Annotated in this window: 26 protein-coding genes and 2 pseudogenes; 14 read left to right on the forward strand and 14 right to left on the reverse strand. The window is 66.8% G+C overall.

Annotated elements, in window-relative coordinates:
- Positions 1 to 69: 69 nt before the first annotated feature.
- On the forward strand, positions 70 to 2,043 hold the full coding sequence (locus tag ACSVDD_RS27070) for a glycosyltransferase 61 family protein (RefSeq protein WP_448192542.1): 1,974 nt from the start codon (positions 70 to 72) through the stop codon (positions 2,041 to 2,043).
- 22 nt (positions 2,044 to 2,065) lie between these two features.
- Here ACSVDD_RS27070 and ACSVDD_RS27075 read toward each other — a convergent pair whose 3' ends face one another.
- Entirely contained in the window at positions 2,066 to 3,013 is a 948-nt protein-coding gene (locus ACSVDD_RS27075) for a transglycosylase SLT domain-containing protein (protein WP_448192543.1), read from the reverse strand.
- A gap of 205 nt (positions 3,014 to 3,218) precedes the next feature.
- Between ACSVDD_RS27075 and ACSVDD_RS27080 the strand changes: the two genes are divergently transcribed.
- The 3 genes from ACSVDD_RS27080 (at position 3,219) to ACSVDD_RS27090 (ending at position 6,637) form a co-directional block, all read left to right on the forward strand.
- Positions 3,219 to 3,914: a DUF1194 domain-containing protein gene (locus ACSVDD_RS27080; RefSeq protein WP_448192544.1), complete on the forward strand. Its 696-nt coding sequence runs from the start codon at positions 3,219 to 3,221 to the stop codon at positions 3,912 to 3,914.
- Positions 3,915 to 4,012: 98 nt separating this feature from the next.
- Positions 4,013 to 6,244, forward strand: coding sequence for an MASE4 domain-containing protein (locus ACSVDD_RS27085; RefSeq protein WP_448192545.1), 2,232 nt, complete (start codon positions 4,013 to 4,015; stop codon positions 6,242 to 6,244).
- A gap of 36 nt (positions 6,245 to 6,280) precedes the next feature.
- Positions 6,281 to 6,637 (forward strand): response regulator, encoded by a 357-nt coding sequence (locus ACSVDD_RS27090; protein WP_448192546.1) that lies wholly within the window; start codon positions 6,281 to 6,283, stop codon positions 6,635 to 6,637.
- A 46-nt stretch (positions 6,638 to 6,683) separates the two neighbouring features.
- On the opposite strand, the gene ACSVDD_RS27095 is transcribed toward ACSVDD_RS27090, so the two are convergent.
- Positions 6,684 to 7,367, reverse strand: coding sequence for a YcbK family protein (locus ACSVDD_RS27095; protein ID WP_448192547.1), 684 nt, complete (start codon positions 7,365 to 7,367; stop codon positions 6,684 to 6,686).
- 223 nt (positions 7,368 to 7,590) lie between these two features.
- Between ACSVDD_RS27095 and ACSVDD_RS27100 the strand changes: the two genes are divergently transcribed.
- A complete protein-coding gene (locus ACSVDD_RS27100; RefSeq protein ID WP_448192548.1) occupies positions 7,591 to 7,893 on the forward strand; it encodes a hypothetical protein in 303 nt (100 codons plus the stop codon).
- Positions 7,894 to 7,926: 33 nt separating this feature from the next.
- On the opposite strand, the gene ACSVDD_RS27105 is transcribed toward ACSVDD_RS27100, so the two are convergent.
- Positions 7,927 to 8,379 (reverse strand): DMT family transporter, encoded by a 453-nt coding sequence (locus ACSVDD_RS27105; protein ID WP_448192549.1) that lies wholly within the window; start codon positions 8,377 to 8,379, stop codon positions 7,927 to 7,929.
- Between the two features lie 108 nt (positions 8,380 to 8,487).
- Positions 8,488 to 9,189: a helix-turn-helix domain-containing protein gene (locus ACSVDD_RS27110; protein ID WP_448192589.1), complete on the reverse strand. Its 702-nt coding sequence runs from the start codon at positions 9,187 to 9,189 to the stop codon at positions 8,488 to 8,490.
- A gap of 85 nt (positions 9,190 to 9,274) precedes the next feature.
- Between ACSVDD_RS27110 and ACSVDD_RS27115 the strand changes: the two genes are divergently transcribed.
- A complete protein-coding gene (locus tag ACSVDD_RS27115) occupies positions 9,275 to 9,898 on the forward strand; it encodes an FMN-binding negative transcriptional regulator (protein WP_448192550.1) in 624 nt (207 codons plus the stop codon).
- 403 nt (positions 9,899 to 10,301) lie between these two features.
- Positions 10,302 to 10,718, forward strand: a complete 417-nt coding sequence (locus ACSVDD_RS27120) for a hypothetical protein (RefSeq protein ID WP_448192551.1) — start codon at positions 10,302 to 10,304, stop codon at positions 10,716 to 10,718.
- Positions 10,719 to 10,931: 213 nt separating this feature from the next.
- On the opposite strand, the gene ACSVDD_RS27125 is transcribed toward ACSVDD_RS27120, so the two are convergent.
- The 3 genes from ACSVDD_RS27125 to ACSVDD_RS27135 form a co-directional block, all read right to left on the reverse strand.
- A complete protein-coding gene (locus ACSVDD_RS27125) occupies positions 10,932 to 11,387 on the reverse strand; it encodes a hypothetical protein (protein WP_448192552.1) in 456 nt (151 codons plus the stop codon).
- A gap of 12 nt (positions 11,388 to 11,399) precedes the next feature.
- Complete coding sequence (locus tag ACSVDD_RS27130; RefSeq protein ID WP_448192553.1) at positions 11,400 to 13,415, reverse strand: tyrosine-type recombinase/integrase; 2,016 nt, start codon at positions 13,413 to 13,415, stop codon at positions 11,400 to 11,402.
- A 103-nt stretch (positions 13,416 to 13,518) separates the two neighbouring features.
- Positions 13,519 to 14,742, reverse strand: a complete 1,224-nt coding sequence (locus ACSVDD_RS27135; RefSeq protein ID WP_448192554.1) for a tyrosine-type recombinase/integrase — start codon at positions 14,740 to 14,742, stop codon at positions 13,519 to 13,521.
- Positions 14,743 to 14,946: 204 nt separating this feature from the next.
- On the opposite strand from ACSVDD_RS27135, the pseudogene ACSVDD_RS27140 reads away from it, so the two are divergent.
- Positions 14,947 to 16,296, forward strand: a pseudogene (locus ACSVDD_RS27140) (ISNCY family transposase); the annotation flags it as partial.
- A gap of 100 nt (positions 16,297 to 16,396) precedes the next feature.
- On the opposite strand, the gene ACSVDD_RS27145 reads toward ACSVDD_RS27140, so the two are convergent.
- From ACSVDD_RS27145 to ACSVDD_RS27165, 5 genes are read right to left on the reverse strand one after another with little or no spacing between them, the layout of a single operon-like run.
- A complete protein-coding gene (locus ACSVDD_RS27145; RefSeq protein ID WP_448192590.1) occupies positions 16,397 to 16,933 on the reverse strand; it encodes a cation:proton antiporter domain-containing protein in 537 nt (178 codons plus the stop codon).
- The gene (locus ACSVDD_RS27150) at positions 16,933 to 17,451 is read right to left on the reverse strand and encodes a cation:proton antiporter domain-containing protein (protein ID WP_448192555.1); all 519 of its coding nucleotides are present in this window, start codon (positions 17,449 to 17,451) and stop codon (positions 16,933 to 16,935) included. Before ACSVDD_RS27150 ends, ACSVDD_RS27145 begins: the two co-directional genes overlap by 1 nt.
- A complete protein-coding gene (locus ACSVDD_RS27155) occupies positions 17,448 to 17,636 on the reverse strand; it encodes a hypothetical protein (protein ID WP_448192556.1) in 189 nt (62 codons plus the stop codon). The genes ACSVDD_RS27150 and ACSVDD_RS27155 overlap by 4 nt, the downstream gene beginning before the upstream one ends.
- A 1-nt stretch (position 17,637) precedes the next feature.
- Positions 17,638 to 18,072, reverse strand: coding sequence for a cation efflux transmembrane domain-containing protein (locus ACSVDD_RS27160; RefSeq protein WP_448192557.1), 435 nt, complete (start codon positions 18,070 to 18,072; stop codon positions 17,638 to 17,640).
- Complete coding sequence (locus ACSVDD_RS27165) at positions 18,021 to 18,950, reverse strand: RNA polymerase sigma factor (protein WP_448192591.1); 930 nt, start codon at positions 18,948 to 18,950, stop codon at positions 18,021 to 18,023. The genes ACSVDD_RS27160 and ACSVDD_RS27165 overlap by 52 nt, the downstream gene beginning before the upstream one ends.
- A 206-nt stretch (positions 18,951 to 19,156) precedes the next feature.
- On the opposite strand from ACSVDD_RS27165, the gene ACSVDD_RS27170 reads away from it, so the two are divergent.
- Complete coding sequence (locus ACSVDD_RS27170) at positions 19,157 to 19,801, forward strand: DUF4142 domain-containing protein (protein ID WP_448192558.1); 645 nt, start codon at positions 19,157 to 19,159, stop codon at positions 19,799 to 19,801.
- A gap of 169 nt (positions 19,802 to 19,970) precedes the next feature.
- Positions 19,971 to 20,492, forward strand: coding sequence for a DUF4396 domain-containing protein (locus ACSVDD_RS27175; protein ID WP_448192559.1), 522 nt, complete (start codon positions 19,971 to 19,973; stop codon positions 20,490 to 20,492).
- A 66-nt stretch (positions 20,493 to 20,558) separates the two neighbouring features.
- Here ACSVDD_RS27175 and ACSVDD_RS27180 read toward each other — a convergent pair whose 3' ends face one another.
- Complete coding sequence (locus ACSVDD_RS27180; RefSeq protein WP_448192560.1) at positions 20,559 to 20,735, reverse strand: hypothetical protein; 177 nt, start codon at positions 20,733 to 20,735, stop codon at positions 20,559 to 20,561.
- 55 nt (positions 20,736 to 20,790) lie between these two features.
- Between ACSVDD_RS27180 and ACSVDD_RS27185 the strand changes: the two genes are divergently transcribed.
- On the forward strand, positions 20,791 to 21,054 hold the full coding sequence (locus ACSVDD_RS27185) for a transposase (RefSeq protein ID WP_448192561.1): 264 nt from the start codon (positions 20,791 to 20,793) through the stop codon (positions 21,052 to 21,054).
- Positions 21,035 to 21,566: pseudogene (locus ACSVDD_RS27190) on the forward strand (IS6 family transposase). The gene ACSVDD_RS27185 and the pseudogene ACSVDD_RS27190 overlap by 20 nt, the downstream one beginning before the upstream one ends.
- A gap of 39 nt (positions 21,567 to 21,605) precedes the next feature.
- Here ACSVDD_RS27190 and ACSVDD_RS27195 read toward each other — a convergent pair.
- The gene (locus tag ACSVDD_RS27195; RefSeq protein ID WP_448192562.1) at positions 21,606 to 21,893 is read right to left on the reverse strand and encodes a hypothetical protein; all 288 of its coding nucleotides are present in this window, start codon (positions 21,891 to 21,893) and stop codon (positions 21,606 to 21,608) included.
- Positions 21,894 to 22,268: 375 nt separating this feature from the next.
- Between ACSVDD_RS27195 and ACSVDD_RS27200 the strand changes: the two genes are divergently transcribed.
- Together ACSVDD_RS27200 and ACSVDD_RS27205 are read left to right on the forward strand one after the other, a co-directional pair.
- On the forward strand, positions 22,269 to 22,922 hold the full coding sequence (locus tag ACSVDD_RS27200) for a cytochrome c3 family protein (RefSeq protein WP_448192563.1): 654 nt from the start codon (positions 22,269 to 22,271) through the stop codon (positions 22,920 to 22,922).
- Complete coding sequence (locus ACSVDD_RS27205; RefSeq protein WP_448192564.1) at positions 22,919 to 25,912, forward strand: TAT-variant-translocated molybdopterin oxidoreductase; 2,994 nt, start codon at positions 22,919 to 22,921, stop codon at positions 25,910 to 25,912. Before ACSVDD_RS27200 ends, ACSVDD_RS27205 begins: the two co-directional genes overlap by 4 nt.
- The last annotated feature ends 3 nt before the right edge of the window (positions 25,913 to 25,915 follow it).

Below are 25,915 nucleotides of genomic sequence, written 5' to 3' on the forward strand. Positions count from 1 at the left end.
GGAAATCCGGGCAGGGCATGCTATGGCATAGGGGATCGGGCCAACAGGGATTCCAGTGGAACGCGAGGCATGACCGGCTCCGCTTCAAGCAGCGCCGACGGCGCGGACGCCCCCCGCCCGGACGTGGCGGCGGTTGAAAAGACCCTTGCATTGGCGCTGGCGCTGCACGAGTCCGGCTGGCTCGACAAGGCCGCGGAGACCTACCGGGCGGTGCTGCACGCGCAGCCCCGGCACGTCGGCGCGATGCATCTGCTGGGGCTGGTCCACTACGAGCAGGGCAACCTGCCGGAGGCGATCACGCTGCTTCGGGCGGCGCTGGCCATCGACGGCACGGTGGTGCGCTGCCACATCGCGTTGGCGAGTGCGTTCAGCTCCAGTTGCGACGTCGTCATGGCGACGGACAGTTTCAAGCGCGCCATCGCGCTGGAGCCCGCCAACGCCGAAAGCCTCCGCCTGTTCGGCGCCCTGCTGCGCTGGGACAAGCGCTTCGGCGAGGCAGTGGCGCTGTTCCGCCGGGCGATGAGCATCAGGAAGAACGACCCGGCGCTGCTCCACCAGACGGCGGCCGTGCTGCTGGACACCGGGGAAGCCACCGCCGCGGAGCACTGCCTCCACAAAGCCCTGTCGCTCGAAGACGACAACCCGAATCTCAATGTGACGCTGGGCAAGGCGCTGAGCGCGCAAGGCCGGCCGGAAGACGCCCTGGCCGCCTACGAAAATGCCGTGGCCCTGCGCCACGACAACCTGGAGGGGCATTTCGGCGTGACGGCGGCGCTGGAGGCGCTGGGGCGCCGGGACGAGGCGGCGCAACGGCTGTACGCGGCCTCCGGCGTCATCAACGACACCGATGCCCTGCCGCGGATCTTCCGCAAGCTGTTCGATCTGGGCGACGCGGATGCGGCCACGGCCGTCTACCGGCGCTTCCTCGGGGTGACCACCGACCGCAAGCGCTTCCCCGGCGCCGAGCTGCGCCATCTGACCATCCGGCCGGTCGCCGAGGTGTGCCGGGCGCTGGGATGGCCCTACCATCAGGTGGCGCCGCCGCGTCCCTGCCGGCTCGTCACCGACGACAATCGTGAGCATTTTCTCTCGTTGCCGGAGGCTTTCCTCGCGCGTGCCGACGATGCCGAGATCGTGCCGTTGAACTATGCGGTGATCGCTGACGGCGATTCCCTGCTGCTCGACGGGCTCAACACGAGTTCGCGCGTCAGCCTGACGATGATGCCGCACGTCGTCGCGCACGCGCCGGACGACCGCATGCTGTTGGATCTGGCCGTGCCGGCGTACACCATCGGGGAGGAGGCGATCCTGCTGGGCGGCGGCCCCAACTGGTCGCACGGCGTGCTCGACTGGACGTCCAAGCTGGCGGTGCTGGAGCACTTCCCCAACCTCGACGGGCTGCCGATCCTGGTGGCCCCCGACATGCTCGGCTCGATCCTGGACCTGATGGCGTTGATGGGGGTCGAGCGGGAGCGAATCCGGCGCCTGCCGGCGGGCGAGTCGGTGCGGGCCCGCCGCCTCTGGATTCCGTCGCTGACGCACATCTACCAGTTCAATGCGCCGCTGCACCTGGAATCCCTGCGCCGCCGCCTCGCCGGCCCCATCGCCGAAGGGATGGCCCGGCCACGCCGGCGGATCTTTCTGTCACGCCGCAAGGCCGGCTACCGCACGCTGGTCAATGAGGCGGAGGTGCTCGCCGCGCTGGCACCGCTGGGCGTCGAGGCAGTCGTGGCGGAGGATCTCTCCATGGCCGAGCAGATCGCGCTGTTCGCCTCGGCGGAACTGATCGTCGGGCCGATCGGCGGCGGCTCGGCCGCCGTCGCCTTCGCGCCGCCGGGAGCGGCCTACGTGGAACTGGTGCACCGGCGCATCGCGATCCCGCAGTACGGCATCCTCACCGCCATGCTCGGGCAGCGCTACCGCCAGATCGTCGGGCCGATGCGCGGCAACCGGGGGCCGTCGGAGTTCGATTACGACTTCGCGGTGTCGCCCGACACCGTGGCCGCGGCGGTGCGCGGCCTGCTGGATGGCGCCGGGGGCTGACGCCGCGGTTCCCCGCTCCGGATCAAGCCCCCGGCGCGACGACAAAGCAGGCCATGCCCTGGCCGACCAAACTCGCGCAGGTGCTTGCGGCGTCCTGCTGCGAGAGGCCGGACAGCCGCGCCCGGTAGAGTGGGCCGGTCTTGGTGTCGACGGCCTGCACGATGCGTTGGGTCCGGTCCAACATTCCGGGAAGCGAGCGGCGGGCCCGGTCGATCACGCGGGCACCATCGTCGGCCGAGCGGAACGCGCCGAGTTGCACCGTCCAGAAGCGGTCCGCGTCGGCGACCCGCAACGGGGTGGATGCCGGCGCCGGGAGCGGCGCTGACACGATCACCGGCAACGCCTCGGGCGCCGGCACACGCGGAGCGGCGGCCATCGGGATGGGCGCAAGCGCGACCGGAGCGGCGACCGGAGCGGCGATTGGGGAAACCGGGGGCACGCTCGCGATCACGATGTCGGAATTGTCCTGCTTCGGCGTGCCGTTGAGGCGCGGGCCAACCGAGGCGAGGTACTGCTTGGTTTCATTTGGAAGCGTCCGATGCCCGGCCAGATAATCGCCATAGCATCCGGGGCCACAATTGTAGGCGCCGAGGAATCCGGGCGACCCGAACAGGTTGTACATTTCACGAAGGTAGGCGGTCCCGGCGAGGATGTTGTCGCGCGGCTCGAACGGGTCGGACCCGAGGCCGTGCTTGCGGCGCATTTCCTCGTACGTGGCGGGCATGAGCTGCATCAGGCCCATGGCGCCGGCCTTGCTGACGATCGGGCGCCCGTTCATCGTGGTGCGCCCGCCGCTTTCCTGGCGTATGACCTCGCGGATCCAGGTTTCGGGCATGTTGAAACGCTTGGATGCCTCGACGACATGAGCGTCGATTTCCGCCGGTGACGCGGTTCGCGATGGTCCCCCGGCGCAAGCGGCGGCCAGGGTCGAGAGGACGGCACAGGCCAACAGCGATTTCACACGACGCACAGGGCCGCCTTCCTCTGACGCAATTAGCTACAATTTCAGAGAAAGACCATCGCATGTTCAGGGCTCGCCGTAAACCGCCGGGCCTGTATCCGGCCGCTCGCCGGCACCGGTGTCGAGTTTCCGGGTGAAGCTCTTGCGGCCATGGGCCTCGCCCGGCAGAACCAATGGAGCGGACACGCCCTACATGACTGGGGGGAGACCTGCCATGTCGGTGCCGACCGGAGTTGCCGCCGCCATTCTCTTCTGGGTCAGTGCCGCTGTCGCCCAGCCGGCTGTCGACCTGGAACTTGTGCTCGCCGTCGACGGATCGGCAAGCATCGACCGCGCCATGTTCGAACTCGAACTCGGCGGACATGCCGCCGCCTTTCGCGATCCGGCCATCGTGGAGATGATCCGCGCCGGTCAGAACGGCAGGATCGCGGCCACGCTGGTGTCGTGGTCGGACCCCACGACGCTGGAGGTGCTCGTCCCATGGACTGCCGTCGCCGATGCCGGCAGCGGTGAAGCCTTCGCGGCCGCGATCGACGCGGCGCCGCGGCGTGCACGCGCCGGCAGCACCGGAATCGGCGCGGCGCTGTTGCACGCCGCGGCACTCTTCCCCGCTGTCACGCCGACGGCGCCCCGGCGGGTCATCGACATCGTCAGCAACGGCTACAACAATGTCGGGGTGCTCCCGGAGATCGCGCGCGACCGCGTCGTCGGCGAGGGCATCACCATCAACGGTTTGGTCATCCTCGACGACGTTCCCTGGCTCGGCACATATTTCGCGGAGCGCGTGATCGGCGGCTCCGGTGCCTCCGTCCGAAGCGTTGAAGACTGGTCGGACTTCGTTCAAGCCATTGCCGGCAAGCTCAAGCGTGAGGTCGCCGGCATGGCCGATGGGCGGAAGGCCGATAATTAGCAAACAAACACTTCCAGAAGGCACCGCGCTGGTTCAGGATACCCCCAATTCGCGGGGGTGCGGCTACCCCTACCGGCTTGGCACAGGGGAGCGGCGTCATGGTGGCATGCACGGAACCTTCGACCGCGGTTACGGAGTTGACGCTGGCCACGGCGTCGGCGACAGCGGGCCAGCGGCGGGCCGCGGCGATCCTGTGCGTCCTGTTCTCCGCCGTCACCGCCGCACTTCTGCCCTTCGCCACGCACGTCCATGCGCCGGTTCCGGCCTTCGTGCCGATCTACCAGACCACCGTCATCATCGCCTACGCGCTGACCACGTACCTGTTGTTCAGTCATTTCCGGCGCACCCGCGTGCTCTCGCTGCTGTGGGTCGGCGCCGGTGCGCTCTATACGGCGGTCATCCTATTCCTCCAGTTGCTCAGCTTCCCGAACATGCTGGCACCGGGCCGGCTGTTGGGCAGCGGCCCGGAGACCACGAGCTGGCTATGGACGTTCTGGCACATCGGCCCGCCCGTCTTCGCATTGGGCTACGCCATTGCCGAGCGGCGCGGCGCCGGGCGCCAATGCGACACCAATCAGGTCAAGCTGCTGATCTGGTCCGTGGTGGCGACCGTGCTGGCGCTGATCGCCACGACCTCGGGGGTCGTCACCCAACTCGTCGCGTCGCTGCCGGCGATCGTCAACGGCGACGACTATTGGCAGCTGACCACGTCCGGGGTCGGGCCGGCCGTCGAGGGGCTGACCGTGCTGGCGCTGGGCGTGCTGTGGTGGACGACGCGCGGGCGTACGGTGCTCCATCTCTGGCTGATGGTGTCCCTGTTCACGCTGATCCTGGACAATGGCCTGACCCTGCTCGGCGCCGCCCGCGGTTCCGTGGGCTGGACCTTCGGACGGCTGGAGGCGCTGCTCTCGGCCAGTTTCCTGCTGATGGTCTACCTGCGCGAGATCGGCGTCCTTTACGGACGCATCGCCGAGGCCGCGCACCGGTTGACCCGGTCCAACGAAGTGCTGGAGGACCGCGTGCGGGAGCGCACCGAGGCGCTCACCCAAGCGTTGGCCGAAACCCAGCGCGCCCGCGACACCCTGGAAGAGCGGGTGGCGGAGCGGACCAGGGACCTGGAAGTGGCGACCGACGAAAAGCTTCAGGCCCAGGCCGCCCTCCAGCAGGCGCAGAAGATGGAGGCCATCGGCCAGCTCACCGGCGGCATCGCGCACGACTTCAACAATCTGCTCACCGCCGTGATCGGCAACATCGACCTCGCCCGCAGCCGTTCGGAAGACGCGAAGATCGTCCGGCTGCTGGAGAACGCCATCAAGGCCGCCGGACGCGGCGCGGCGTTGACCGAGCAACTCCTCGCCTTTTCCCGGAAGCAACACCTCGCGCTCAAGCCGGTGGACATCAACCATCTGGTGGCCGGCATGGACGATTTGCTGCTGCGGGCGCTCGGCGGCACCGTCCGCATCGAGCGACTGCCCGCGCCGGATCTCTGGCCGGCCGTCGCCGATCCGAATCAGGTCGAATTGGCCGTGCTCAATCTGGCGATCAACGCCCGCGATGCCGTGGCACTCGGCGGCAGCGTCACCATCGAGACGGCGAACCTGCCGCAGGGGCACCCGGACATCCCGGACGACGTGCCGGCCGGCGACTACGTCCTGCTGTCGGTCGCCGACACCGGGACCGGCATGCCGGCGGACGTGCTGGCCCGTGCCTTCGAGCCCTTCTTCACGACCAAGGAAGTCGGGCACGGAAGCGGCCTCGGCCTGAGCATGGTCGAGGGGGTGGTCAAGCAATCCGGCGGAACCGTGACCATTTCCAGCGCTATCGGGAGCGGCACGACGGTCCGCCTGTTCCTGCGGCGCGCCGACGCTCCGGCCGTCGTGGCGGAGGCGCCGGCGACCCGCGCGATCACCCAGCTGGGAAGCGGCAGCACGGTTCTGTTGGTCGATGACGATTCCGATGTCCGCGCCTTTACGGCGACCTGCCTGATGGACCTTGGCTATCAGGTCGCACAGGCCGCCAGCGGGCGGATAGCCTTGGGCATGCTGGAGTGCGGGCAGGAGGCCGACCTGCTGGTGCTCGACTTCGCCATGCCGGGAATGAACGGGGCCGAGGTGGCCACGCGCGCGCGCCATCTGCGGCCCCACCTGCCGATCCTGTTCATCACGGGATACACGGAATCGGAGGCCTTCTTCGATGCCGTCGGCGCAGACCAGATTCTCAAAAAGCCGTTCCTGCCGGCGGACATCGCCGGCAAAGTTCATGCTATGCTCGGCCCAGCCCGCGCGCGTCCGTCGAACGTGCTGGCGTGGCCGAGGGTGGTGAGCGCCTGACCCACCGCCAAGATACGACTGTTGCCTGGAGTAAGAATGCCGACGATCTTAGTCGCTGAAGACGATCCGATGATCCGGATGCTGGTGGTCGAATTGCTCAGCATGGATTATGAGGTGTGCGAGGCCGAGAATGCCCAGGCAGCCATGGACATCCTGTCCCAGCCGAAGGACATCGACCTCCTGTTCAGCGACATCGTCATGCCCGGAAGGATGCACGGCGTCGAGTTGGCGCAGCAGGCACAGCGGATCCGTCCGGGTCTCAAGGTGCTGTTGACCACCGGTTATGATCGTCAGGCGTTGCAGTCGAAGAACATCGACACGACGATACCGATCCTGCGGAAGCCTTATACGAACAAGGAACTGTTCAGCACGATTGCCGCCTACTTTCAGTAAAGCGGACATGTTCAGGACGGCGGCCTCGGCCGTGCTTTAGAGCCAGTCAGCGGCCCGCGGACACGTGCCGGCGGGCGATCGCGCGGTGAATCCTCATACGGTCGGCGACCGTCCGAAGGCGGCCCCTGACCCCCGGTGCGAAGAGATTGTTCAGATCGCCGCCGAACATCTCCCAACTCCGCACCGGCCCCGTGTCGATGTGGAGGAAGAAGGAGCGCGGGTACCACCCCACACCACCGCGCTTGAGGTCGAGCGCCTTGCGATGTGCGTCGGGCAGTCGCGACGGGAAGGTGACGTCGAGCGCCTTGCCAAGGAGGTGTTGGCTGTGTTCGGCCACCCCAAGGCCCTTGCTCGCCAGCTTGGCGTTCGTCTCGGGCGTACGGAAGGCGGAGAGCACGGTTGCTTTGCTGTGTCCCACGGCTTCCATGATGTCGGCCAGGAGGTCGAGCGTTCCGACATCCACCGGGCCGATCTTGTTGGCGTGATGGTCCCGCAGAACCTTTGCGAGGTCGGCCATCGCGTCGGGCAGGGGACCGTCCGCATCGCGGTAGGGGCCGTCGAAGGTCTCGCCCGTGTGCTCGTTGCGCAGCTGGAGCCGGCGCGCGGTCATCGGCTGCGCCCGGCCAACGGCCGGCATCAGCACCAGCACGCCGCAGCCGGCCAGGAGATCCCGGCGTTTCAAAGGCATAAAGGACATGGTGCTGACAGTTTCTTTCGTCGTACGGTTCAATGTCAACCAAATCAGCGCTTTGCGAACGCTACAACAGAATCCGTCCTGGCCGCAGCAGAATGGAGCGGAGTGGCTTTCCAGGACGCCACCGGAGGGGGTATTCTACCCATCCGGGATACGTTGATTACCAATTCCCCGGCGTTTCTGCGTCTGAACAGCGGTTAGGCGGCTCATGCCCACTCGCAGAGCAATCGTTCCAGTCTTGCTTGCAGTCATAGCCGGCATGGCACTTTGGTTCATCGTGTCGCTGTTTACGGGCAAGCGCGAACCGTGGGATGCGTCTGCATATTGGGTATTCGCCTACCCAGCGGCCATCCTCATATCTGCCTTTCTAGGCTATTCGTACCCCGATCGTCCATGGCGATGGGCGCTGGTTCTTTTTGAATCACAGTTCCTGGCCATGTGTCTGCGCAATGGCGAGCTGGGCAATCTTTGGCCTCTCGGCATGGCGCTGTTTGCCGCCATTGCATTGCCCTGTGTTCTTGCCGCCAAGCTCGCGTCTTTGCTTGGCCGTCCGTCCGGATGAGGAGCGCCATAGCCATAGTATGACCTCCAGGCGCTACAAGCGGATCAGGACGACGCCCAGGATCAGCGAGGCCGCGCCGGCCAGCCGGGTAGGGCTCACCGGGTGATATGCAAGCCCGAGCAGGCCGAAGTGATCGAAGGCGAGCGAGCCGAGCATCTGACCGACGACGACCAAGGCGAGCACCGTCGCGGCGCCGAGGCGCGGGACCATGAGAATGGCGGTTCCGATGAACATCGCGCCGAAAAGCCCCCCGGTCCACGACAGCCACGACGTGGACCCGACGAGCGTGTCGGACAACCGCGGGCCAGGGGAGGTCAGTGCGACCGCCAACATCGCCAGCATGCCGACGAAATAGCTGACGAAGCCCGCCCACCAGGGCGACCCGAGTTCGGCCCGCAGATTGGCGTTCAAGACCTGTTGCAGGGAAACGCTCACCCCGGCGCCGACCACCAGGAGGTATGAAAATGCGGACCAAGCAGCTGTCATGCCGTGCTCCCAAGCAAAAGCGTGGGCTCGCATCGGAACCATTCCGTGCGGCGCTCTTGGGCGGATGGATAGCAGCTCTGGGCGGCAGCGGTCTGGAACGGATGTGACCTACCCCGCCCGGTATCGACCCGGTGTAACGCCGAACGCGCGTCGGAAGCAGCGGCCCAGATGGCTTTGGTCGGAGAAGCCGGTTTCCGCGGCGACTGTCGCGATGGGCTCGCCCGTCCGAAGCAGTCGTCGTGCGTCGTTCAGTTTCTCCAGCAGCCAGAACGCGTGCGGCGGCATGCCGTGACGTCGTCTGAACTGGCGGGAAAAGCCCTCGCGACTCATGCCGGCACGTTGTGCCGCCTGGCTCACCGTTTCCCACGGTTCGCTGTTCAAAAGATCGCCCGTCGGGCTCGCAATGATTTCAGGAAGGAACCTGTGATCTTCGACGATGATCGTGAGGTCGGGCCAGCTGATATGCCCCTTCCTTCGCCAGTGACGAGCCAGACTGGAGATCGCGTCGCGTGCCGCGTAGGCGCCCGATGGCGTGTATATGTTGATGCAGTTAATTTCTGACGGCTCGGACAGCGAGCAGTGAGGTGTTCCCGCAGGGATGTGCATGCCCTGGCCGGAGACAACGTCGAACACCTCAGCGCCGATGACAAATCGGCGTCTTCCCGACAGGACGAACGTCAACTGGTCTTCTTCGTGGAAATGGACTGGCAACGCCACATCGAGGCCGCGCACCGTTCCCAGTTCGACGATGCTGCTGCCGGATGGGCACCAATATTCCCAAGTTCCGTAAGGCTGCCGGAACGCGAGCATCACCTGGACCACTTGAAAGAGTGAAAACTGGCCATTCAGTGTGGACCAGTTCTGGGGCAAACTCCACCCCATCAAGGAGGCCCGAATGTATATCCCCCCTGCGTTCCGCGAGACCGAGCTGCCGTTCATCCATGAGACGATGCGAGCCGCCGGGCTTGCCAATCTGGTTACGGCGACGGCCAACGGATTGGTGTGCACGCCGCTGCCCCTGTTCCTCGACGCCAGCGAGGGCGAGATGGGCACGCTCTATGGACATATGGCGAAGGCGAACCCCCAGTGGGGGGAAGCGCCGGTGGGGGAGGCCATGGCGATCTTCATGGGGCCGGACGCCTACGTCACCCCCTCCTGGTACGAGGGCAAGAGCCGGGACGGAAAGGTCGTTCCGACGTGGAACTACGTGGCGGTCCACGCCTACGGTCCGGTCGAATTCTTCCAGGATGCCGACCGGCTTCTCGCCGTCGTCACGCGCCTGACGGATCTCCACGAAGCGTCGCACCCTCGGCCTTGGGCCGTCAGCGATGCGCCTGCCGATTTCATCCAGGCGCAGTTGCGTGGCATCGTCGGTGTGCGGCTGCCCATCACCCGGATCGACGCCAAACGGAAGATGAGCCAGAACCGCAATGCGGAAGACAGGGCGAACGTGAAAGAGGGGCTCTTTGGGAGCGCCGACGCACGGGAACGCCAAGCCGCCGCTCTCATCCCGGAATGAGGTGAGATCGTACCGTCCCCAATGGGGCATGAGCTGCCGGCACGGGTGTGGCGAAACTGGGCTGGGCAAAGGCAGAGCGCCCATTATTTTCCATGTATAGATACCAGATCGTGCCCAACCCGTTGATGGCCTTTGGTTTGCGCGGCGGAGGCGTGTCCAGATCGTGTGAATAGGGCGCTCGCGCAGGTGCGAAGCGCAAGCCGCCGAAGGCGGCTCACTTCGCGCCGAGCAAGCGCAACCATCGTACCTTATTGTGCGCTCGGCCTGTCCGGAGGCGCCGATCACCTATCAGAAGTTGATCGGGATTCTGCGTATATAGTCCGTTTGTGCGCCTACCGTTACGGGAAAAACTGAGACACTATGGTTGAATTGTTCCGATGGTCCTGCCCCACCGGAGGACTCGATGTCCAGCAACATGGTAGACGCACCAATACCCATTAAGCGTTGGAACTGGTGGCGGATCATAAAGTTTGCCTCGCTCGGCTTGGTATTGCTGCTGGCAACTTGCACCGTAGTGATGCTATGGGAGGAGAAGCTCCCGCCGCTTGCAGATAACCTTTCCAATTTCACAGGAGAGGCGAATCGGCAATTTAATATCCGTGCCCAAAACCACTTCCCAGTTGGGTCAAGTGAAGGTGATATGATCCGCGAGCTTTCCAGACAGGGGTTTGTGCCGACCTGGGGAGGTGTCGGTTCTTCGCATATGGCAGTATTGAAGAGGTCATTGTTTATTTGTTTGGATCAGTGGTTTGTTTCCTGGCGCGCCGAGAAGGGACGCATTACAGAGATTAAAGGGGAGTTCCGGCCCGCCTGCCTCTGACGTGTTCCTTACGGAAAGCGGCAGGGCAGCGGTGACCTTGCCGTTACGGTTCTCCGTACCTGCGGCGTGCTCGCCGTCAAGGCATCCACGCCCTGCGGGCGCGGAGCCTCCTTGACCGCTGCGCGCGCCTCCGGTGTTCGTTTTCCATAGGTGGCCGGCGGAGCCCGGCCACCTGAGGCGGTGCCCGATCTTCAACGAGCCGTGCGGCGAGCGTCAGGAGCGGGCGTTCGGCCGTGCTTGGCTGTAGAGGTCGCGCCAGTATTCGGCCTTGCCGCGCTCCCGCTCAGCCACGCCCTCGGCTTCGCGGAGCCGCTTGCGCAGGGCGGTCACCTCGCCCTCCAGCCGGGTGAGCTTGTTCCGCAAGGCGGCCTCGACGTGCCGATATTCTTCGGGGGTGCGGGAGGGCACGGCAACGCCCTCGATGATTTCTACGACCGCTCGCGATGTGGAACGTTGGTCGCTGATCTCATCCGAGAAGTTGTTGTAGAGGTATTGGCGGCTCACCTTGGCGAGGCGGGCCACGGCTACGAACATTACCGCTTGGCGGGCATCCCGGAGCTGGCGGATCGCCCCCTCAACGGCTTGCCGCTTCTCGCGGCTCCGGGTCTCGCGAACGGCATTCAGCGCGTCGGTTCGGGGATGGGCGGGGGAGGCGGTCGTCTCAGGCATTGGCCCACTCCATCATCCAGGTGCCCGCAGGAAGTTGTGCTCGGTGCCGGTGTAGCTGCCGTCGCGCTCGATGGCGCGGATGATGTTGTCAGCGCTTGGGGCGGCGTTCTTGTTGCGCGTCTGCCGGCGTTTGGTGATGTCGGCCAAACGGCGCTGTCCGTTCTCATCGAACGTGCGGATCTCGGCCTCCTGCTGCTCGATCAGCGTCAGCAGCTTGTGCTTTTCGCAGCGGAAATACTCGTAGTCCCCGGAATCGGCTCGGAAGTGCCGGCAGCCGAGACAGGCGTGGGCGTGTTCGCACCACTCGCCGAGTTGACCCGGCAGGGTGCAAGCTCCGCCGCTGACGCGGGTGGCGATGATTTGCTCCTTGCGAACCAGCAACTCGCCTACCTTGGCGTCCACCCGGCCCTCGATCGTGTAGAACCGCCCGCCGCCCTTCTCCAGCAGCGCCTTCTTCCTGAGTTCGAGCCGCTTGTTCACGTAGCAGGTCGCCATGTCAGGCGAGCCGTGGCCCAATTCGAGCATGATGCTCAAGATATCGTGGCCCTCCAGCGCCATCTGGGTGCCGCGGTGATGGCGGATGGGGTGCCAGGTGAAGTCGAACACCTTGCCGTCGTCGCCGTGGATGCTGTGCCGGAGGCAGAGCTTCTTGAGTTCCGTCACCGTGTAGCGGCTGTCGAGGAACGACTCCCGCCGGCCGTAGAAGGTCGGGAACAGGTACTTGGTGTCGCGCCCGAGCCGTTGCCGGATGGCGGAGCGCTGCCCCTCGATGGCGTCGATCATGGCTTGGTGCAGAGGGTCGGATTTCAGAAGCGGCTTGTGGTTCCAGCGGCTGACCTTGTTCTGCCAGAACGTGAGGATCATGAAGCGCTCATCATGAGCGTCCGGCTTCAGGCAATCGAACAGCAGCGCGTGAAGGTCCTCGACCCGGATGCCGGCGCCGACGCCAACAACGAAGATCGCCGGGATCGGGGCGGGGAGGTCGTCGAGGTGCTCGAAGATGCCGCGGATGGCTGCTTCCGATGCGGCGCGGTTCGCACCTTCCTTCGAGGCGTAGAGGCGGTAGTTGGCGTCGGCCGCCTGCCGCCGTTGGATCTTGCGCGCCGCGCGCTTGTCGAGCGCCATGCTGGGCCATTCCTCTCCAAGCAGCCTGGGAGCTGCAGTGAGGAGCTGAACGACGTTGGTGTACCAGTTCTTCCCTGCGGCTTCCCGCTGGTTTCCCCAGGCGAGGAACTCGGCCATCAGGTCGGATGTGATAACCGCCGGACTCGGATCCTCAAAGCGCTCATACAGGAAGTCGCGGAAATAAGAGAATGCCCCGATGTAGGATACCAAGGTGCTCGGAGCCAATTCGCCGTGCTCAACCTTGTCCAGGATGTGAGCCCGCACAGCAGGCCGCATCCAGGCCGGAAACTTGTGGAGATTGAGGAATTTGTCCTTCTGCTTTTGCCGGTCCCGGAAGCGGGTGTCTTCCTCGCTGTAGAGGTCGTTGATGAAGAGGATGTCGCGGTCTCGCAACGGCTTCATCTGCTCCTTGTGCACCACGAGGAAGCGATGGAGGTCGCCGGACAGCAGGATCTCGGGAGCGCGGTATGCCTTCTCAACCACCTGCCCGGCACGGACATAGGAAACGGTCTGGCTGGTTCTTCGAGCGAAGGTGATCGCATACCACTCCGCATAAAGATCGAGAAAGCGGCCGTTGTGTGTATTTCCGTCCGCCTTGGCGAAGGGCAGGTTGCCGGACAGGGAGAAGAGTGGATGAGGGATGTCGGCGAAGCATTCCACGCCGAAGGAGGCGAGAACTTCAGCGCCGCACTCGGCTACGAAGGCGGCAACAGCGCGGCGGCGCCAGAACCAGTCCTTTTGCTGCTTCCGCTCGTCGGCAAGGGAGGCTGCGAAATACGCTTTTAGTTCGTCGGCCACGACACGGGTGGGGCCGGTGAGCGTTCGACCCTGGCGTGCCCCACAGGGCCAGGGAAAGCCGAACACCTCGATCAGCAGGTCGTTGCTCCAGACGTCCTCCTCCACGAGCTTGGGGGAGTAGCCGGCGATGCCTTGGCGCAGATAGGCACCGTAGCGGTCGAGCGCATCGTCGGCGCCGCCAACGACGGCCAGGGGCGGGTAGGGGGCTTCACGCCCAATGGAAGTTCCTCCCCATGAGTTCGGCCTCGCGGATCTGGTCGAGCCTTTCCATCACGCGCTGCGGGCCGGTGAGATAAAGCTTGCGGACCTCGGCCGAGAAGAGATGCCGGTAGAAGTCGGCGGTGGTCTGCGGGCTGGCGTGGCCGAGCCGCTCGGCGACCTCCAGCAGGCTGTAGCCGTCGGCGATCGCCTCGGAGGCGTGCGTGTGGCGGAAGACGTGCCAATGCAGAGCGACGCCGGTGCGGCGCTTCAGGTAGCTGCACAGCTTCTTCGAATAGGAGATGGAAAGCGCCCGTCCACAGATCCCGGCCTTGACGTTGCAGAAGACGTATTCCGATCCGGACTCAAACGCCGGCAGATACTCGCTGCTGGTCAGGTAGTCCACGTACATGTTGATCACGTAGTCGTGGACCGGAATGGCCCGCACGCGCCGTGATTTGGCTCTGGCCTCGTTTTCATTGTCGTCGCGGGGCATGACCCAGACGACCTTTTCTTTGACATCGATGTCGGTGTGACGCAGACCCAGGGCTTCGCCGATGCGCATGCCGGTGTTGTAGAGCAGGACGATCAGGAAGGCATCGCGCAGCAGATGACACGCATGGACGAGTTCCAGGACCTGATCCGGCAGCAGCCGGTGGTCGTGGACGCGCCGGGTGACGCGCCCGAGATCCCCGTTGAGATAGCGGTCCTTGCGGCGGGTCGTTCGGCGCTGGTTGATGTGTTCCAGGAACGGCTTGTAGGTGCGATGGCCGTCGAACACCTTCAGTTCGTCGCGGGAGTCGATCTCGAAGGCGTCCCGGCCTGAGAGAAACCGATAGAGCGATTTGACGGCGAGTTGGATCTGGTTCCGGGTCGATGGCGAGAGGCCTGCCGTACCACGCGGAGCGAACCGGACCACCTTGGGGCTCGGCAACGAGCCTTTGACCGCGCCGGCACGCCAGCGCAGGAAATCGTCGTAGAGCGGCACGGTGATCCGCGCCAAGCTCGACTCGTTGGCAGCCAGATAGTTGGCCAGATCGACCACATGCCGCGCATAGGCCCGGATCGTGTTCGGCGAGCAGTGCGTCTGCTCCAGGTGAACGATCCAGTGCCTCAAATCGGCGACGGTTTCCCCGGCGCCGTCAATGATGGTCCAATTCCGGCGCTCGTCGGGCATCCGGATCCGAACGAGGTGCAACGGCGTGCGGTGGCTCGCAATGGACATGGTGTCCATACTAAGCCAGAGCGCCGCGGTTGACCGCTACGCATCCGGATTAACCACCGCAGTGGACACACTGGACATGGACGCATAATGGTATCTGTATTTTCCATAATCCATATTATGCGATAAGAATGTGTAGGCGCAAAGTTAGAATGTCGCGATCTGGCAAAGCAGAAATGTCAGTTCCTGGTCGGAGTTACGGCTGGGAGGCTGGCGGTGGGCTGGGTGGCGATGAACGAGCGGGATCTTCAGCGGGTTGAGGTTTTGACGGAGGTTCTGGGCGGGCGCCGGACGGCGGCGTCGGCGGCCTCGGTCCTGGACGTGAGCGAGCGGCAGGTCTGGCGTCTGCTGCGGCGCTATCGCACCGGCGGCGCCGGCGCGCTGGCGCATCAGGCGCGCGGCCGGCCCTCCAACAACCGGCTTGGCGCGGGTGTACGGGAGCGGGCGCTGGAGCTGGTGGGCAAGCACTACCGGGACTTTGGGCCGACGCTGGCGGCGGAGATGCTGGCCGAGAAGCACGGGCTGGAGGTCTCGCGCGAGACGCTGCGGCACTGGATGGTGGAGGCTGGGCTGTGGCTGTCGCGCCGCCAGCGCCGGCAGTTCCACCCGCCCCGGCTGCGGCGGGAACGCTGCGGCGAGCTGATCCAGATCGACGGCAGCGAGCACCGCTGGTTCGAGGACCGGGCCGATCCGTGCACGCTGCTGGTGTTCATCGACGACGCGACCGGGCGTTTGATGCAGCTGCGCTTCGTGGCGTCGGAGAGCGCCTTTTCCTACTTCGAAGCGCTGGAGGGCTATCTGGCGGCGCACGGCCGGCCGGTGGCCTTGTACTCCGACAAGCACTCGGTGTTCCGGGTCGCCAAGACGGAGGCCAAGGGCGGCCAGGGCATGACGCAGTTCGGCCGGGCGCTGGCGGAGCTGAACATCGAGATCCTGTGCGCCAATTCCAGCCAGGCCAAGGGCCGGGTGGAGCGGGTGAACCGAACCTTGCAGGACCGGCTGGTCAAGGAGTTGCGGCTGGCCGGGATCGCGGGCATGGAGGCGGGCAACGCCTTCCTGACGGGCTTCATGGAGCGCTTCAACGCGCGCTTTGCGGTGTCCCCTGCCCGGCCGGAGGATCTGCACCGGCCGCTGAACGTGGCCAGCGAGCGTCTGGGCGACATCCTGTGCTGGCGGGAGCGGCGCCATGTCGGCCGGCAGCTGACGCTGTGCTATGAGCGCAAGCGGCTGATGCTGGAGGAGACCGAACTGACGCGCGGGCTGGTGGATCAGTACGTCGACACTTATGCCTTCGCCGATGGCCGGCTGGAGGTGCGCTGGAAGGGGATCTCGCTGCCCTACACGGCCTTCGACAAGGACCAGAGGGTCAGCCACACGGCGATCGTGGAGACCAAGCGGCTGAGCGCGGCGTTGGCCTACGTGAAGGAGATGCAGGACAGCCAGCCGGCGCCGCGGGTGAAGACCAACAGCGAGAAGACCGGCTACCGCGTGACCACCGGCGAGCAGCTTTGGGAAAGCCAGCTGCCGGCGGGCGGACAGGCGACGCCGATGACCTATCGGTCGCCCGGCGGCCGGCAGATCCTGCTGGTGGTCGCGGGCGGACACGGTCCGCTCGGCACCAAGGCGGGGGATTCGGTCATCGCCTACTCCCTGCCGAAGGGCTAAGTCACCGCGGATCGCTGTAGAACACACGCGCGACTTGGTCCAAGGTCAGGCCCTGGACCAGAATGGTGAAGGCCACGATGGCGTAGCAGGCGGCAAGCATCTGGTCGCAGTATTCGTTCCAGGGCAGCGAGAGGACCAGCGCGACGGCGATACCGCCGCGCAGCCCGGACCAAGTGAGCACGGCGAGCGCACCGGTCTTGCGGTTGGACCCGAAGTGCATGATCAGCGCGGGCGTCAGGCTGAGGATGCGTGCCGCCAGCGCCACCGGAATGGCCAGGGCGGCGGCGCCGAAGCTCGGTCCGGTCCAGGTGATGACCACCATTACCTCCAGCCCGATGAGCAGGAAAAGCACGGCGTTGAGGACGGAATCGACCATCGTCCAGACCACATCCAGGTTGCGGCGGCTCTCCTCGCTTTGCACGTGCCGCTCCGTCGTGTGACCAATCAGCAGGCCGGCGACGACGACGGCGATCGGGCCGGATACCCCGATCGCGCGGGCGAAGGCGTAGGTTCCCATCACCAGCGCCAGCGAGATCATCAGCTCCACCGAACTTTCGTCTTCGCGCTGTGGGCTACCCAGCCACGGACGAGGCCGAGCAGGGCGCCGCCGAGCGCCTCCTGCACGAAGGTGACGGCGGCCGTAGCCGCGCCGAGGTCCCGCTCGCTTCCGGTCGCCACATGGAGGAGTGTGGTGAACGCCACCACGCCGACGCCGTCGTTGAACAGGCTTTCGCCCGACACCACCGTCCTCAGCGTGTCGGGAACCGGCAAGCGCTGGAGGATGCCGTGCACCGCGACGGGATCGGTGGGCGCGATGGCGGCACCCAGCACCAAGCACCAGATCAGCGGGACCGGCGTACCCAAAGTGCGATACACCGGCCACATTCCGAGGCCCACCGCCGCGGTGGACAGGGCGACGCCGACGGTGGCAAGCACGAGGATCGTCCATTTTCGCCGCAGCGGTTGGTCCAACTCCTCGTTGACCGCCGACGCGTACAGCAGCAGGCCGAGGATCCCGGTCAGCAGGATCTCGGGCAGGTTGGCCTGCTCGGTCACGTGGCGCAGCCAGCTGCCGACCGCCAGGGTGTCCGATGCGGCAGGCCCATCATGGCCAGGGAGAAGGCGAGGCCGAGGAGGAACAGGGCCGCGTTGCCCGGCAGCCGCAGCCACAGGTGATTGATGAAGCAGAACGCGGCGGCGAGCATCAGCAGGATGGCAATCAGATCGAAGGGACCGAGCATGTCATCCGACCCGTGCGGAGCGGAACTCGGTGAAGACGCGGCGGATCTCCGGGTAGCGGGCCTTCACCGTCCGGTCGATGCGCGCCATCGCTTCCTCGACGTGGCCGGCGGCGACGTCGTCGCGGAAGTCGAGGCTGAGGTTCGCCACTACGGTGTCCGGGCCGAGGTGCATCGCCAGCACCTCGTTCACGTGTTCGACCACCGGCTTGGCCTCGAGGATGGCGCGCACGCCCTTCACGAGGTGGGGCTGCGCCGACTCGCCGATCAGCATCAGCGCTTCGTTGCCGGTGTCCACCACGGAGTGCACAAACTCGATCAGCATGGACGCGCTGCCGGTCAGGACGGCGGCCACGAACTTGGTGACAGTGATCGCCAGATTGGCGGCTACGGCGGTGTAGACGACCGTCGTCGATCCCTCCGATGAGCCCTTCGGCATGAATCCTTTCTCAGCGGGCTAGCATGACCCTCATTGGTGAACGCGTGGGAGTGGCCGGCGGCCCTCGGCTGCGGATGGTCTCCCGCGCCGGCCCACGCCACGGCCATTCCCATCGGGGAGCCGAGGCGGTGTTGAAAACGCGGTCGATGCCCGGCAAGAGACGGCCGGGCTGCGGCGCCAGACACGCCGGCAGCGCGGAAGGGCGCTGCCGGGGCACGGCAGGCGCGGGAGTGGGCGTGTCCGACGACACCGCCGGTATGGACGGCGGGGGAGCGGACCCGCTGCGGGGAGGCGGCGGGAAGGCGCGCGGCGCGGGGGGGGCGTTCGATGCGCCGTCGCCGCTCCATGTTGTGGCGGATCTGCTCCCGGGTGCGGGAGAGGCGCGAGCGGATGGTCCCCACCGGCACGCCCAGGCGCTGCGCGGCGTCCTGATACGACACGCCGTCGATGGTCACCAGTTCGATCAAGCCGCGCTGGCGCGGCGGGAGGGCACTGATCGCCTCTCCGACCTCGTCGAGGGCAATCCTCGCGATCTGCGGTGGAGGGACGATGCTGTCATGCTCGTCCAGTTCGACATGCGGGCGCCGCTGGCAACGCCGGCACTCGGTGAAGAAGAGATGCTTGAGGATCGTCATCAGCCAGGCTTCCAGGTTGGTGCCCGGCTCGAACTTGTCGGCGTTCCTCAGCCCACGCTCCAGGCAGTCCTGGACCAGATCCTCCGCGGCTGCGTGATCGCCCGCCAGCTTGCGGGCGTAGCGCTGCAGTTCCGGGATGCACGTCAGCAGTTCCTCGTTGAAGGATGTGGACATGCCGGAACCCTGCGTGTTTGCGATGGTGATCGTGGGATCGGCAGGCTGCGAGCTGTCGCTTCCTGTCACGGAGTCCAACGGGACCTCCGTGGAGCGAGTTCCGCAGTTCCGCACATATGTGCGCGATTTAATGCTGTGCGCTGGTGGTCGCGGTCGAGCTACCGGCCAGCAGCGCTTCACGGCCGTGTCCACCGAGGCGGGACGCGGCTGATGAGGAACCGCGGCCGGGCCGGTGAGTTGACGGACCGTCATGCAACGAGCATCAGGAGGAATCCATGCGTTCCCTGCCGATGACGCTTGGCTGCGTGGCGGTCTTGTTGACCGCCCCGGCCATGGCGCAGAGCACCGGTGCAACCACCCCTTCGACGGCCGGTGCTCACGCCGCACTGAACACACAGGAAACGGAGTTCCTGAAGACCGCCGCCTTGAGCGGCATGGCCGAGGTCCAGATGGGCAAGATGGCCGAACAGAAAGCGTCGGAGAAGGGCGTCAAGGACTTTGCCCGCCGCATGGTCGAGGACCACGGCAAGGCCAACGAGCATTTGAAGAAGATCGCCGCTGGCAGCAACCTCGCGCTGCCGCACGACCTCGACGCAGCGGACAAGGTGCAGATGGAAGACTTGCAGAAGCTGAGCGGCCGGACCTTCGACTACCACTACATCGGCGGTCAGAAGCAAGCGCACCGGAACGCCGTCGCGCTGTTCGAGCAGGAGGCCAAGTCCGGCAAGCATGACGCGGTGAAGCGCTTCGCCGAACAGACCCTGCCGACGCTGCGCGACCATCTCGCCAAGGCCGACATGCTGGCTGCGCATCTGGCGAAGGAAAACCCGAACCTCGTCGAAGGCGGCGCCATGAAGCCCGGCACCACCGGCGCGTCCGGTACGCAGCACACCACGGCGGCCACGGGCACGGCAAAGTGACGGCGGCGGTTTCGAGCTGGCTGCACATCCTGTCGATGATCGCGGTCGCCCTGGCGCTGGTCTGCGCTCTGGCGACCGCGGTCGATCTCGTCCGCCACCCGCAAACGCATGTGGATCATGAACTTGGTGTGGCCGCTGTCCGCGCTCTACGCCGGGCCGCTCGGCCTATGTGCCTATTGGGCGATCGGGCGCAAGGCGGCCGAAGACGCGGGGGGGGGGCGGCAAGGAGGGCCACAATCGGCCCGACAAACCGTTCTGGCAGGTAGCGCTCACCGGTTCGACCCTTTGCGGCGCCGGCTGTGCGGTGGGCGACTTCATTGGGGAATGGCTGGTCTTCCTCGGCGGGATCGCACTGCTGGACTCCCCGCTGTTGAGCAAGTACATGGTGGCGTTCGCTCTGGCATACATCTTTGGCATCTTCTTCCAGTACTTCTCCATTGCGCCGATGCGCGGGCTGGGGCTCTGGGAAGGTCTGTGGGCGGCGGTGAAGGCCGATACCCTGTCGCTGGTGGCCTACGAGGTCGGTATGTTCGGCTGGATGGCCGTGACGCAGAAGCTGCTGTTCCCTGGGCTGGAACCGACCAGCTGGACCTTCTGGTTCATGATGCAGATCGCCATGCTGTTGGGCCTCGCCACCACCTATCCGGTCAATTGGTGGCTGATCCGCCGCGGCATCAAGGAAGCGATGTAGAGTATGCCGGCCGGCGCCGGCTCCGCCCGCGCGGTTACGCCCGCTTCGCAGCCTTCTGCTGTTTGCTCAGCCGTGCCCTTCGCGGCCGGTCGGGGCGGACAGGGCGCCCGCGGGAACGTCGCGCCGGGTCAGGTAGTCCATCGCGCCAAGCGAGAACAGGAACGCCAACCAGAACACACCTGCCGCCGCGGCGACGCGGGTCAGATAGGATGCGCGGAACGGTTCTTTCAGGGCTCGCGCCACGTTGCCGGGAGCTTGGCCATTCCCCAGATCGCCCCTCTCAGCGAGGAGGAGAGGGATGCGTTGCCCACACTGCCAGTCGGCGAGCACGACCGAGCGTTTGGATCGGACAGCCCATGGCTATCGGCGCTTCCTCTGCCGGGAATGCAAGCGTGGTTTCAATGAACGGACCGGCTCGGTGCTGAACCGGCTGCAGCTGCCTTCGGACGTCGTCTTCCTGATCGTCCTGTGGCGGCTGCGCCTGAAGCTGAGCCTGCGTGATCTGGCCGAAATCCTGCTGTTGCGCGGGCTGGTCTTTAGTCATGAGGCGGTACGCGAGTAGGAGGGCAAGCTGGCGCCGTTGCTCATGGTACGTGGACGAGACCTACCTCAAGGTCGCCGGCCAGTGGCAGTATCTGTACCGGGTCATCGACAGCGATGGCAACTTGGTGGACGTCTTCCTCAGCCCAACGCGCGACCAAGCCGCGGCCGAAGCGTTCTTCCGCTCGGCGATCGAGGTGACCGGGATCATCCCCGAGACCATCACCTCCGACAAGCACTCCGGCTACCCGCCGGCCCTCCAGGAGGTGTTCGGCGAGGATGTTGAGCACCGTAACCTCGAAGTACAAAAACAACCATTTGGAGCAAGACCACCGCGGAGTGAAAGGCCGCACCCGGCCGATGCGCGGCTTCAAGTCCCCGGTCAGCGCCGCCCGGTTCTGCCGGGCTCACGACGAGGTGCGCAACTTCCTGCGCCCGACAACCCGGCGCAAGCAGCACGTCCCAGCAGCGCGCCGACGGGCGATCCATGTCCAGCGCGTCACCGCCCTGCGCGACATGCTCACCGTCGCGTAAGTCACCGCACCCGCTCTTCGGACTCCCTGCACCGTCACCTCAGGCCTGGCGCGACACCTGACGGAACCCATGGGAGGTCAGCCACGCCAACAGCCCAAGCCCCACGGGCGTGAGGAGGAACGGTAACCATGGGCGCTCCGCGACCATGGTACGAAACAGGTCCTGGGCCTGATCCGCCGCCCTGGCGAAGAGCACGGCCGCGACCCCTACGGCCACGGCGCCGCCGATGAAGACAAACCGCTTCCGCCATGTCTGCGGCGAGAGCCAGATACGGCGGGAGCGATGCAGACGGAACCTTCGATCGGACTTTTTGAACAGACTGGGCATGAGGCTTTCGCCGGTTGTAAGACGGGGCGGGCAGCTGCGGGGCGAACGCTGACCGGTGCCGCGGTACGAGTCAATGCGAATGCGGCAGCCAGGTTTGGAGTTCGACTTCGGCAAGGCTGCGTGATCAGTGGCGCCGGTGGATTGGTCGCCGCGTCCGTCTGCCTGCAGGATGCCGGCGGGTCCGGGTCTCGCAAAGCGCGGCAGGACGCCGGAGCGTCCCGGATCAGGCGAAGCGCTCCCAGACGCGGTGCAATGGAACCCGACCCCGGCTTTTGAATTGGAGGGAGGAACGTCCAGAGAGGATCGCGTCAAGGCGCAACGGAACGCGCGCCCGGATGGCGGCCCCTCTCCCGCCCATCGCAGCGGATTTTGACTATGTCAGCGGTCTTCGGTCCCACCGCGAACCTCGTGACCAAGGTGGTCCTGTACTCGGCCGCCGCCGGGCTGATCACGCTGGTCTGCGGCGGCTGGGTCTTCCCAAGGATCGTCTACCTCACTAAGGTCGGCTACGCGCAGCCGCAGCCGGTTCCCTTCAGCCACGAGCACCATGTGAGCGGGCTCGGGCTCGACTGCCGGTACTGCCACACGTCGGTGGAGGTGTCGGCGACCGCCGGCCTGCCGCCGACGCACGTCTGCATGACCTGCCATTCGCAGATCTGGACCAACGCCGACGTGCTCACCCCGGTCCGCCAGAGCCTGGCGCGCGGCGAGCCGATCCGCTGGAACCGGGTCAACGCGCTGCCCGACTACGTCTTCTTCAACCACAGCATCCACGTCGCCAAGGGCGTCGGCTGCACCACCTGCCACGGGCCGATCGACACCATGCCGCTCACCTGGAAGGGGGAAGGGCTGCGGATGGGCTGGTGCCTCGACTGCCACCGCAACCCGGCCCCGAACCTCCGCCCGCGCGAGCAGGTCTTCAATCCCGACTGGAAGAGGACCCCCGGCACGCCGTCGGGCGAGCAGCTGATGGCCAGCTACCACATCCATCCGGAAACCCTCTCCGACTGCTCGGTGTGCCACCGATGACCGACGACCGCAGTTCCGCCCCGGCAAACATCGACCGCGCGGCGCTGGCCCGCCGCCTGGAGGGCAAGCGCGGCCGCGCGCTGTGGCGCAGCATCGGCGAGCTGACCCGGGATCCGGCGGTGCTGGAGATGCTCCAGCGGGAATTCCCCGGCCTGCCGGCGCTGCCGGAGGCACGGCTCAGCCGGCGGCGGCTCCTGGAGCTGATGGGCGCCTCCTTCGCGTTGGGCGGGCTTGCCGCCTGCGGGCCGACGACGGTCCCCGACGAGGCCGTCCCCTACGTCGTGCTGCCGCCGGGCGTCGTCCCCGGCGTGGCGCGCCGCTTCGCCACCGCCGTGACGCGCGGCGGCTACGCCGACGGCGTCCTGGTGGTCCACCAGATGGGCCGACCGGTCCAGGTCGAGGGCAACCCGGCCCATCCGGCCAGCCTCGGCGCCCTCGATCCCGTCATCCAGGCCAGCATCCTCGACCTGTACGATCCGGACCGCTCGCAGACCGTCCTGCAGCGCGGCCGGATCGGCAGCACCAATGCCTTCGTGACGGCCCTGGCCGAGCGCGCAGCACTCCTGCAGTCCCGCGGTGGGCGGGGCTTGCGCGTGCTGAGCGGTGCCGTCACCTCGCCGACGCTGGCCGGGCAGATGGCGGCGCTGAAACAGCGCTTCCCCGAGATGCAATGGCACCGCTGGGAGGCCGAGGGGCGCGACGCGGAGCGGGCCGGCGCCGCGCTTGCCTTCGGGCGGCCCGCCGATATGGTACTGCACGTGGACAAGGCCGACGTCGTCCTCGCGGTCGAGAGCGACTTTCTCGAGTCCGCCCCCGGCCACCTGCGCTACGCCCGCAACTTCGCCCGCCGCCGCCGCGCGCCGGAGGACGGCAATCCCGACGGCATGAGCCGGCTGTACGCCGTCGAGAGCGTCCCGACACTGGCCGGCGCCCGCGCCGACCACCGCTTCGTCACGCGGCCCGACGAGATCGAGCGCGCGGTGCGCGCGCTGGCGGCCGAACTCGGCGCCGGCCCGGCGGACTTGAAAGGCCAGGGGCCGTCCTGGGTCGCCGCTGTGGCGCGGGACCTCGGGGCGCACCGCGGCGCGGCGCTGGTGCACGCCGGCCCGGCCCAGCCGCCGGCCGTGCACGCGCTGGTGCACGCCGTCAACGCCGCCCTCGGCGCGCCGGGCCGGACGCTGACCTACATCGAGCCGGTGGAGGCCGACCCGGTCGACCACGCCGCCTCGCTCGCCGCCCTGGTCGCCGACATGGACGGCGGGCAGGTCGACACGCTGGTCATGCTCGGTGTCAACCCGGCCTTCACCGCGCCCGCCGACCTTCCCTTCGCCGACGCGCTGCGCCGGGTGCCGTTGTCGGTGCACCTCGCCACGCACATCGACGAGACGGCGATGCTGAGCACCTGGCACGTACCGGAGGCGCACGTTTTCGAATGCTGGAGCGACGCCCGCGCCTTCGACGGCACCGCCACCCTCATGCAGCCGCAGATTCAGCCGCTGTGGGGCGGGTGGTCGCCGCACGAGATCCTGGCGATCCTGGACGGCGAGCCGCGGCCCAACGGCTACGGCATCGTCCGCGACGCCTGGATGCGTACCGCCGCGCAACGCGGCGCCGGCGACGCGGAGGCGTTCTGGACGGAGTCCGTCCGTTCGGGCATAGTGGCGGACAGCGCCGCCCCGGCCGTCGAGGCGACGCCGATGGCCGATCTCGCCGGGCGCCTGCCGCCGGCAGAGGCGCCGCCCGCCGGGACCCTCACCGCGCTGTTCCGGCCCGACCCGTGGCTGCGCGACGGCCGCTACGCCAATCTCGGCTGGCTGCAGGAGCTGCCGCGCCCGTTCACGACGCTGACCTGGGACAACGCGGCGCTGATCGCCCCGGCGACGGCGCGGCGGCTCGGCCTTGCCAACGAACAGGTGGTCGCGCTGACGACCCCGGCGGGAACCGTTCGGGCGCCGGTCTGGGTGGTGCCGGGCCACGCACCGGACTGCGTCACCCTGCCCTTCGGCTTCGGACGCCGCGTTGCCGGCCGGATCGCGCGGGGTGTCGGCTTCGACGCCTTCCGGTTGCGCACCCGCGCGTCGCTCTGGCGCGCCGACGGCCTGGACCTGCGCGGCACGGACGACCGCCACCGGCTCGCCGACACGCAGCACCACCAAATGATCGACGACACCGACGCGGCGCGCTCCGCGACGCTGGAGGCGTTCCGGCAGAATCCCCGCTTCGCGCAGCGCCCGGAGCCCACGCGGTCGCTCTATCCCGACTGGGACTACCCGCGGAACGCCTGGGCCATGGCGATCAATCTCAATTCCTGCATCGGCTGCGGCGCCTGCACCGCAGCCTGCCAAGCCGAGAACAACATCGCCATCGTCGGCAAGGACGAGGTGCTGCGGAACCGGCAGATGCACTGGATCCGCGTCGACACCTGGTACGCGGGTGCCGCCGAGGCGCCGGAGGAGACGATCTTCCAGCCCATGCCCTGCATGCACTGCGAGAAGGCGCCGTGCGAGGTCGTCTGCCCCGTCGCCGCTACCGTGCACGACACCGACGGGCTCAACGTCATGGTCTACAACCGCTGCATCGGCACGCGGTTCTGCTCGAACAACTGTCCGTACAAGGTCCGCCGCTTCAACTACTTCAACTATTCGCAGGACGATCCGCGCCTGCCGATGTCGTGGAACCCCGACGTGTCGGTGCGCGCGCGCGGCGTCATGGAGAAGTGCACCTACTGCATCCAGCGCATCCGCGAGGCGCGCATCGCCGCCGACCGCGAGGACCGGCCGATCCGCGACGGCGAGGTGAAGACCGCCTGCCAGCAGGCCTGCCCGGCCGAGGCCATCGTCTTCGGCGACGCCAACGACCCGGACAGCGCGGTGCGGCGGCGCAAGGCGAGCCCGCTCGACTACGGCGTGCTCACCGAGCTGAACACCCGTCCGCGCACCACCTATCAGGCACGGCTGCGCAACCCGAACCCCGAGATCGAGGAGGCGTAGCCG

Source organism: Azospirillum terrae (assembly GCF_053470425.1).

What these genes read in the sequence shown, in the direction of transcription:
- ACSVDD_RS27070 (WP_448192542.1), top strand. Translation starts at nt 70, where the DNA reads ATGACCGGCTCCGCTTCAAGCAGCGCCGACGGCGCGGACGCCCCCCGC.
- ACSVDD_RS27080 (WP_448192544.1), top strand. Translation starts at nt 3,219, where the DNA reads ATGTCGGTGCCGACCGGAGTTGCCGCCGCCATTCTCTTCTGGGTCAGT.
- ACSVDD_RS27085 (WP_448192545.1), top strand. Translation starts at nt 4,013, where the DNA reads ATGGTGGCATGCACGGAACCTTCGACCGCGGTTACGGAGTTGACGCTG.
- ACSVDD_RS27090 (WP_448192546.1), top strand. Translation starts at nt 6,281, where the DNA reads ATGCCGACGATCTTAGTCGCTGAAGACGATCCGATGATCCGGATGCTG.
- ACSVDD_RS27100 (WP_448192548.1), top strand. Translation starts at nt 7,591, where the DNA reads ATGGCACTTTGGTTCATCGTGTCGCTGTTTACGGGCAAGCGCGAACCG.
- ACSVDD_RS27105 (WP_448192549.1), bottom strand. Translation starts at nt 8,379, where the DNA reads ATGACAGCTGCTTGGTCCGCATTTTCATACCTCCTGGTGGTCGGCGCC.
- ACSVDD_RS27110 (WP_448192589.1), bottom strand. Translation starts at nt 9,189, where the DNA reads ATGCTCGCGTTCCGGCAGCCTTACGGAACTTGGGAATATTGGTGCCCA.
- ACSVDD_RS27115 (WP_448192550.1), top strand. Translation starts at nt 9,275, where the DNA reads ATGTATATCCCCCCTGCGTTCCGCGAGACCGAGCTGCCGTTCATCCAT.
- ACSVDD_RS27120 (WP_448192551.1), top strand. Translation starts at nt 10,302, where the DNA reads ATGTCCAGCAACATGGTAGACGCACCAATACCCATTAAGCGTTGGAAC.
- ACSVDD_RS27125 (WP_448192552.1), bottom strand. Translation starts at nt 11,387, where the DNA reads ATGCCTGAGACGACCGCCTCCCCCGCCCATCCCCGAACCGACGCGCTG.
- ACSVDD_RS27135 (WP_448192554.1), bottom strand. Translation starts at nt 14,742, where the DNA reads ATGGACACCATGTCCATTGCGAGCCACCGCACGCCGTTGCACCTCGTT.
- ACSVDD_RS27145 (WP_448192590.1), bottom strand. Translation starts at nt 16,933, where the DNA reads ATGATCTCGCTGGCGCTGGTGATGGGAACCTACGCCTTCGCCCGCGCG.
- ACSVDD_RS27155 (WP_448192556.1), bottom strand. Translation starts at nt 17,636, where the DNA reads ATGCTCGGTCCCTTCGATCTGATTGCCATCCTGCTGATGCTCGCCGCC.
- ACSVDD_RS27160 (WP_448192557.1), bottom strand. Translation starts at nt 18,072, where the DNA reads ATGCCGAAGGGCTCATCGGAGGGATCGACGACGGTCGTCTACACCGCC.
- ACSVDD_RS27170 (WP_448192558.1), top strand. Translation starts at nt 19,157, where the DNA reads ATGCGTTCCCTGCCGATGACGCTTGGCTGCGTGGCGGTCTTGTTGACC.
- ACSVDD_RS27185 (WP_448192561.1), top strand. Translation starts at nt 20,791, where the DNA reads ATGCGTTGCCCACACTGCCAGTCGGCGAGCACGACCGAGCGTTTGGAT.
- ACSVDD_RS27195 (WP_448192562.1), bottom strand. Translation starts at nt 21,893, where the DNA reads ATGCCCAGTCTGTTCAAAAAGTCCGATCGAAGGTTCCGTCTGCATCGC.
- ACSVDD_RS27200 (WP_448192563.1), top strand. Translation starts at nt 22,269, where the DNA reads ATGTCAGCGGTCTTCGGTCCCACCGCGAACCTCGTGACCAAGGTGGTC.
- ACSVDD_RS27205 (WP_448192564.1), top strand. Translation starts at nt 22,919, where the DNA reads ATGACCGACGACCGCAGTTCCGCCCCGGCAAACATCGACCGCGCGGCG.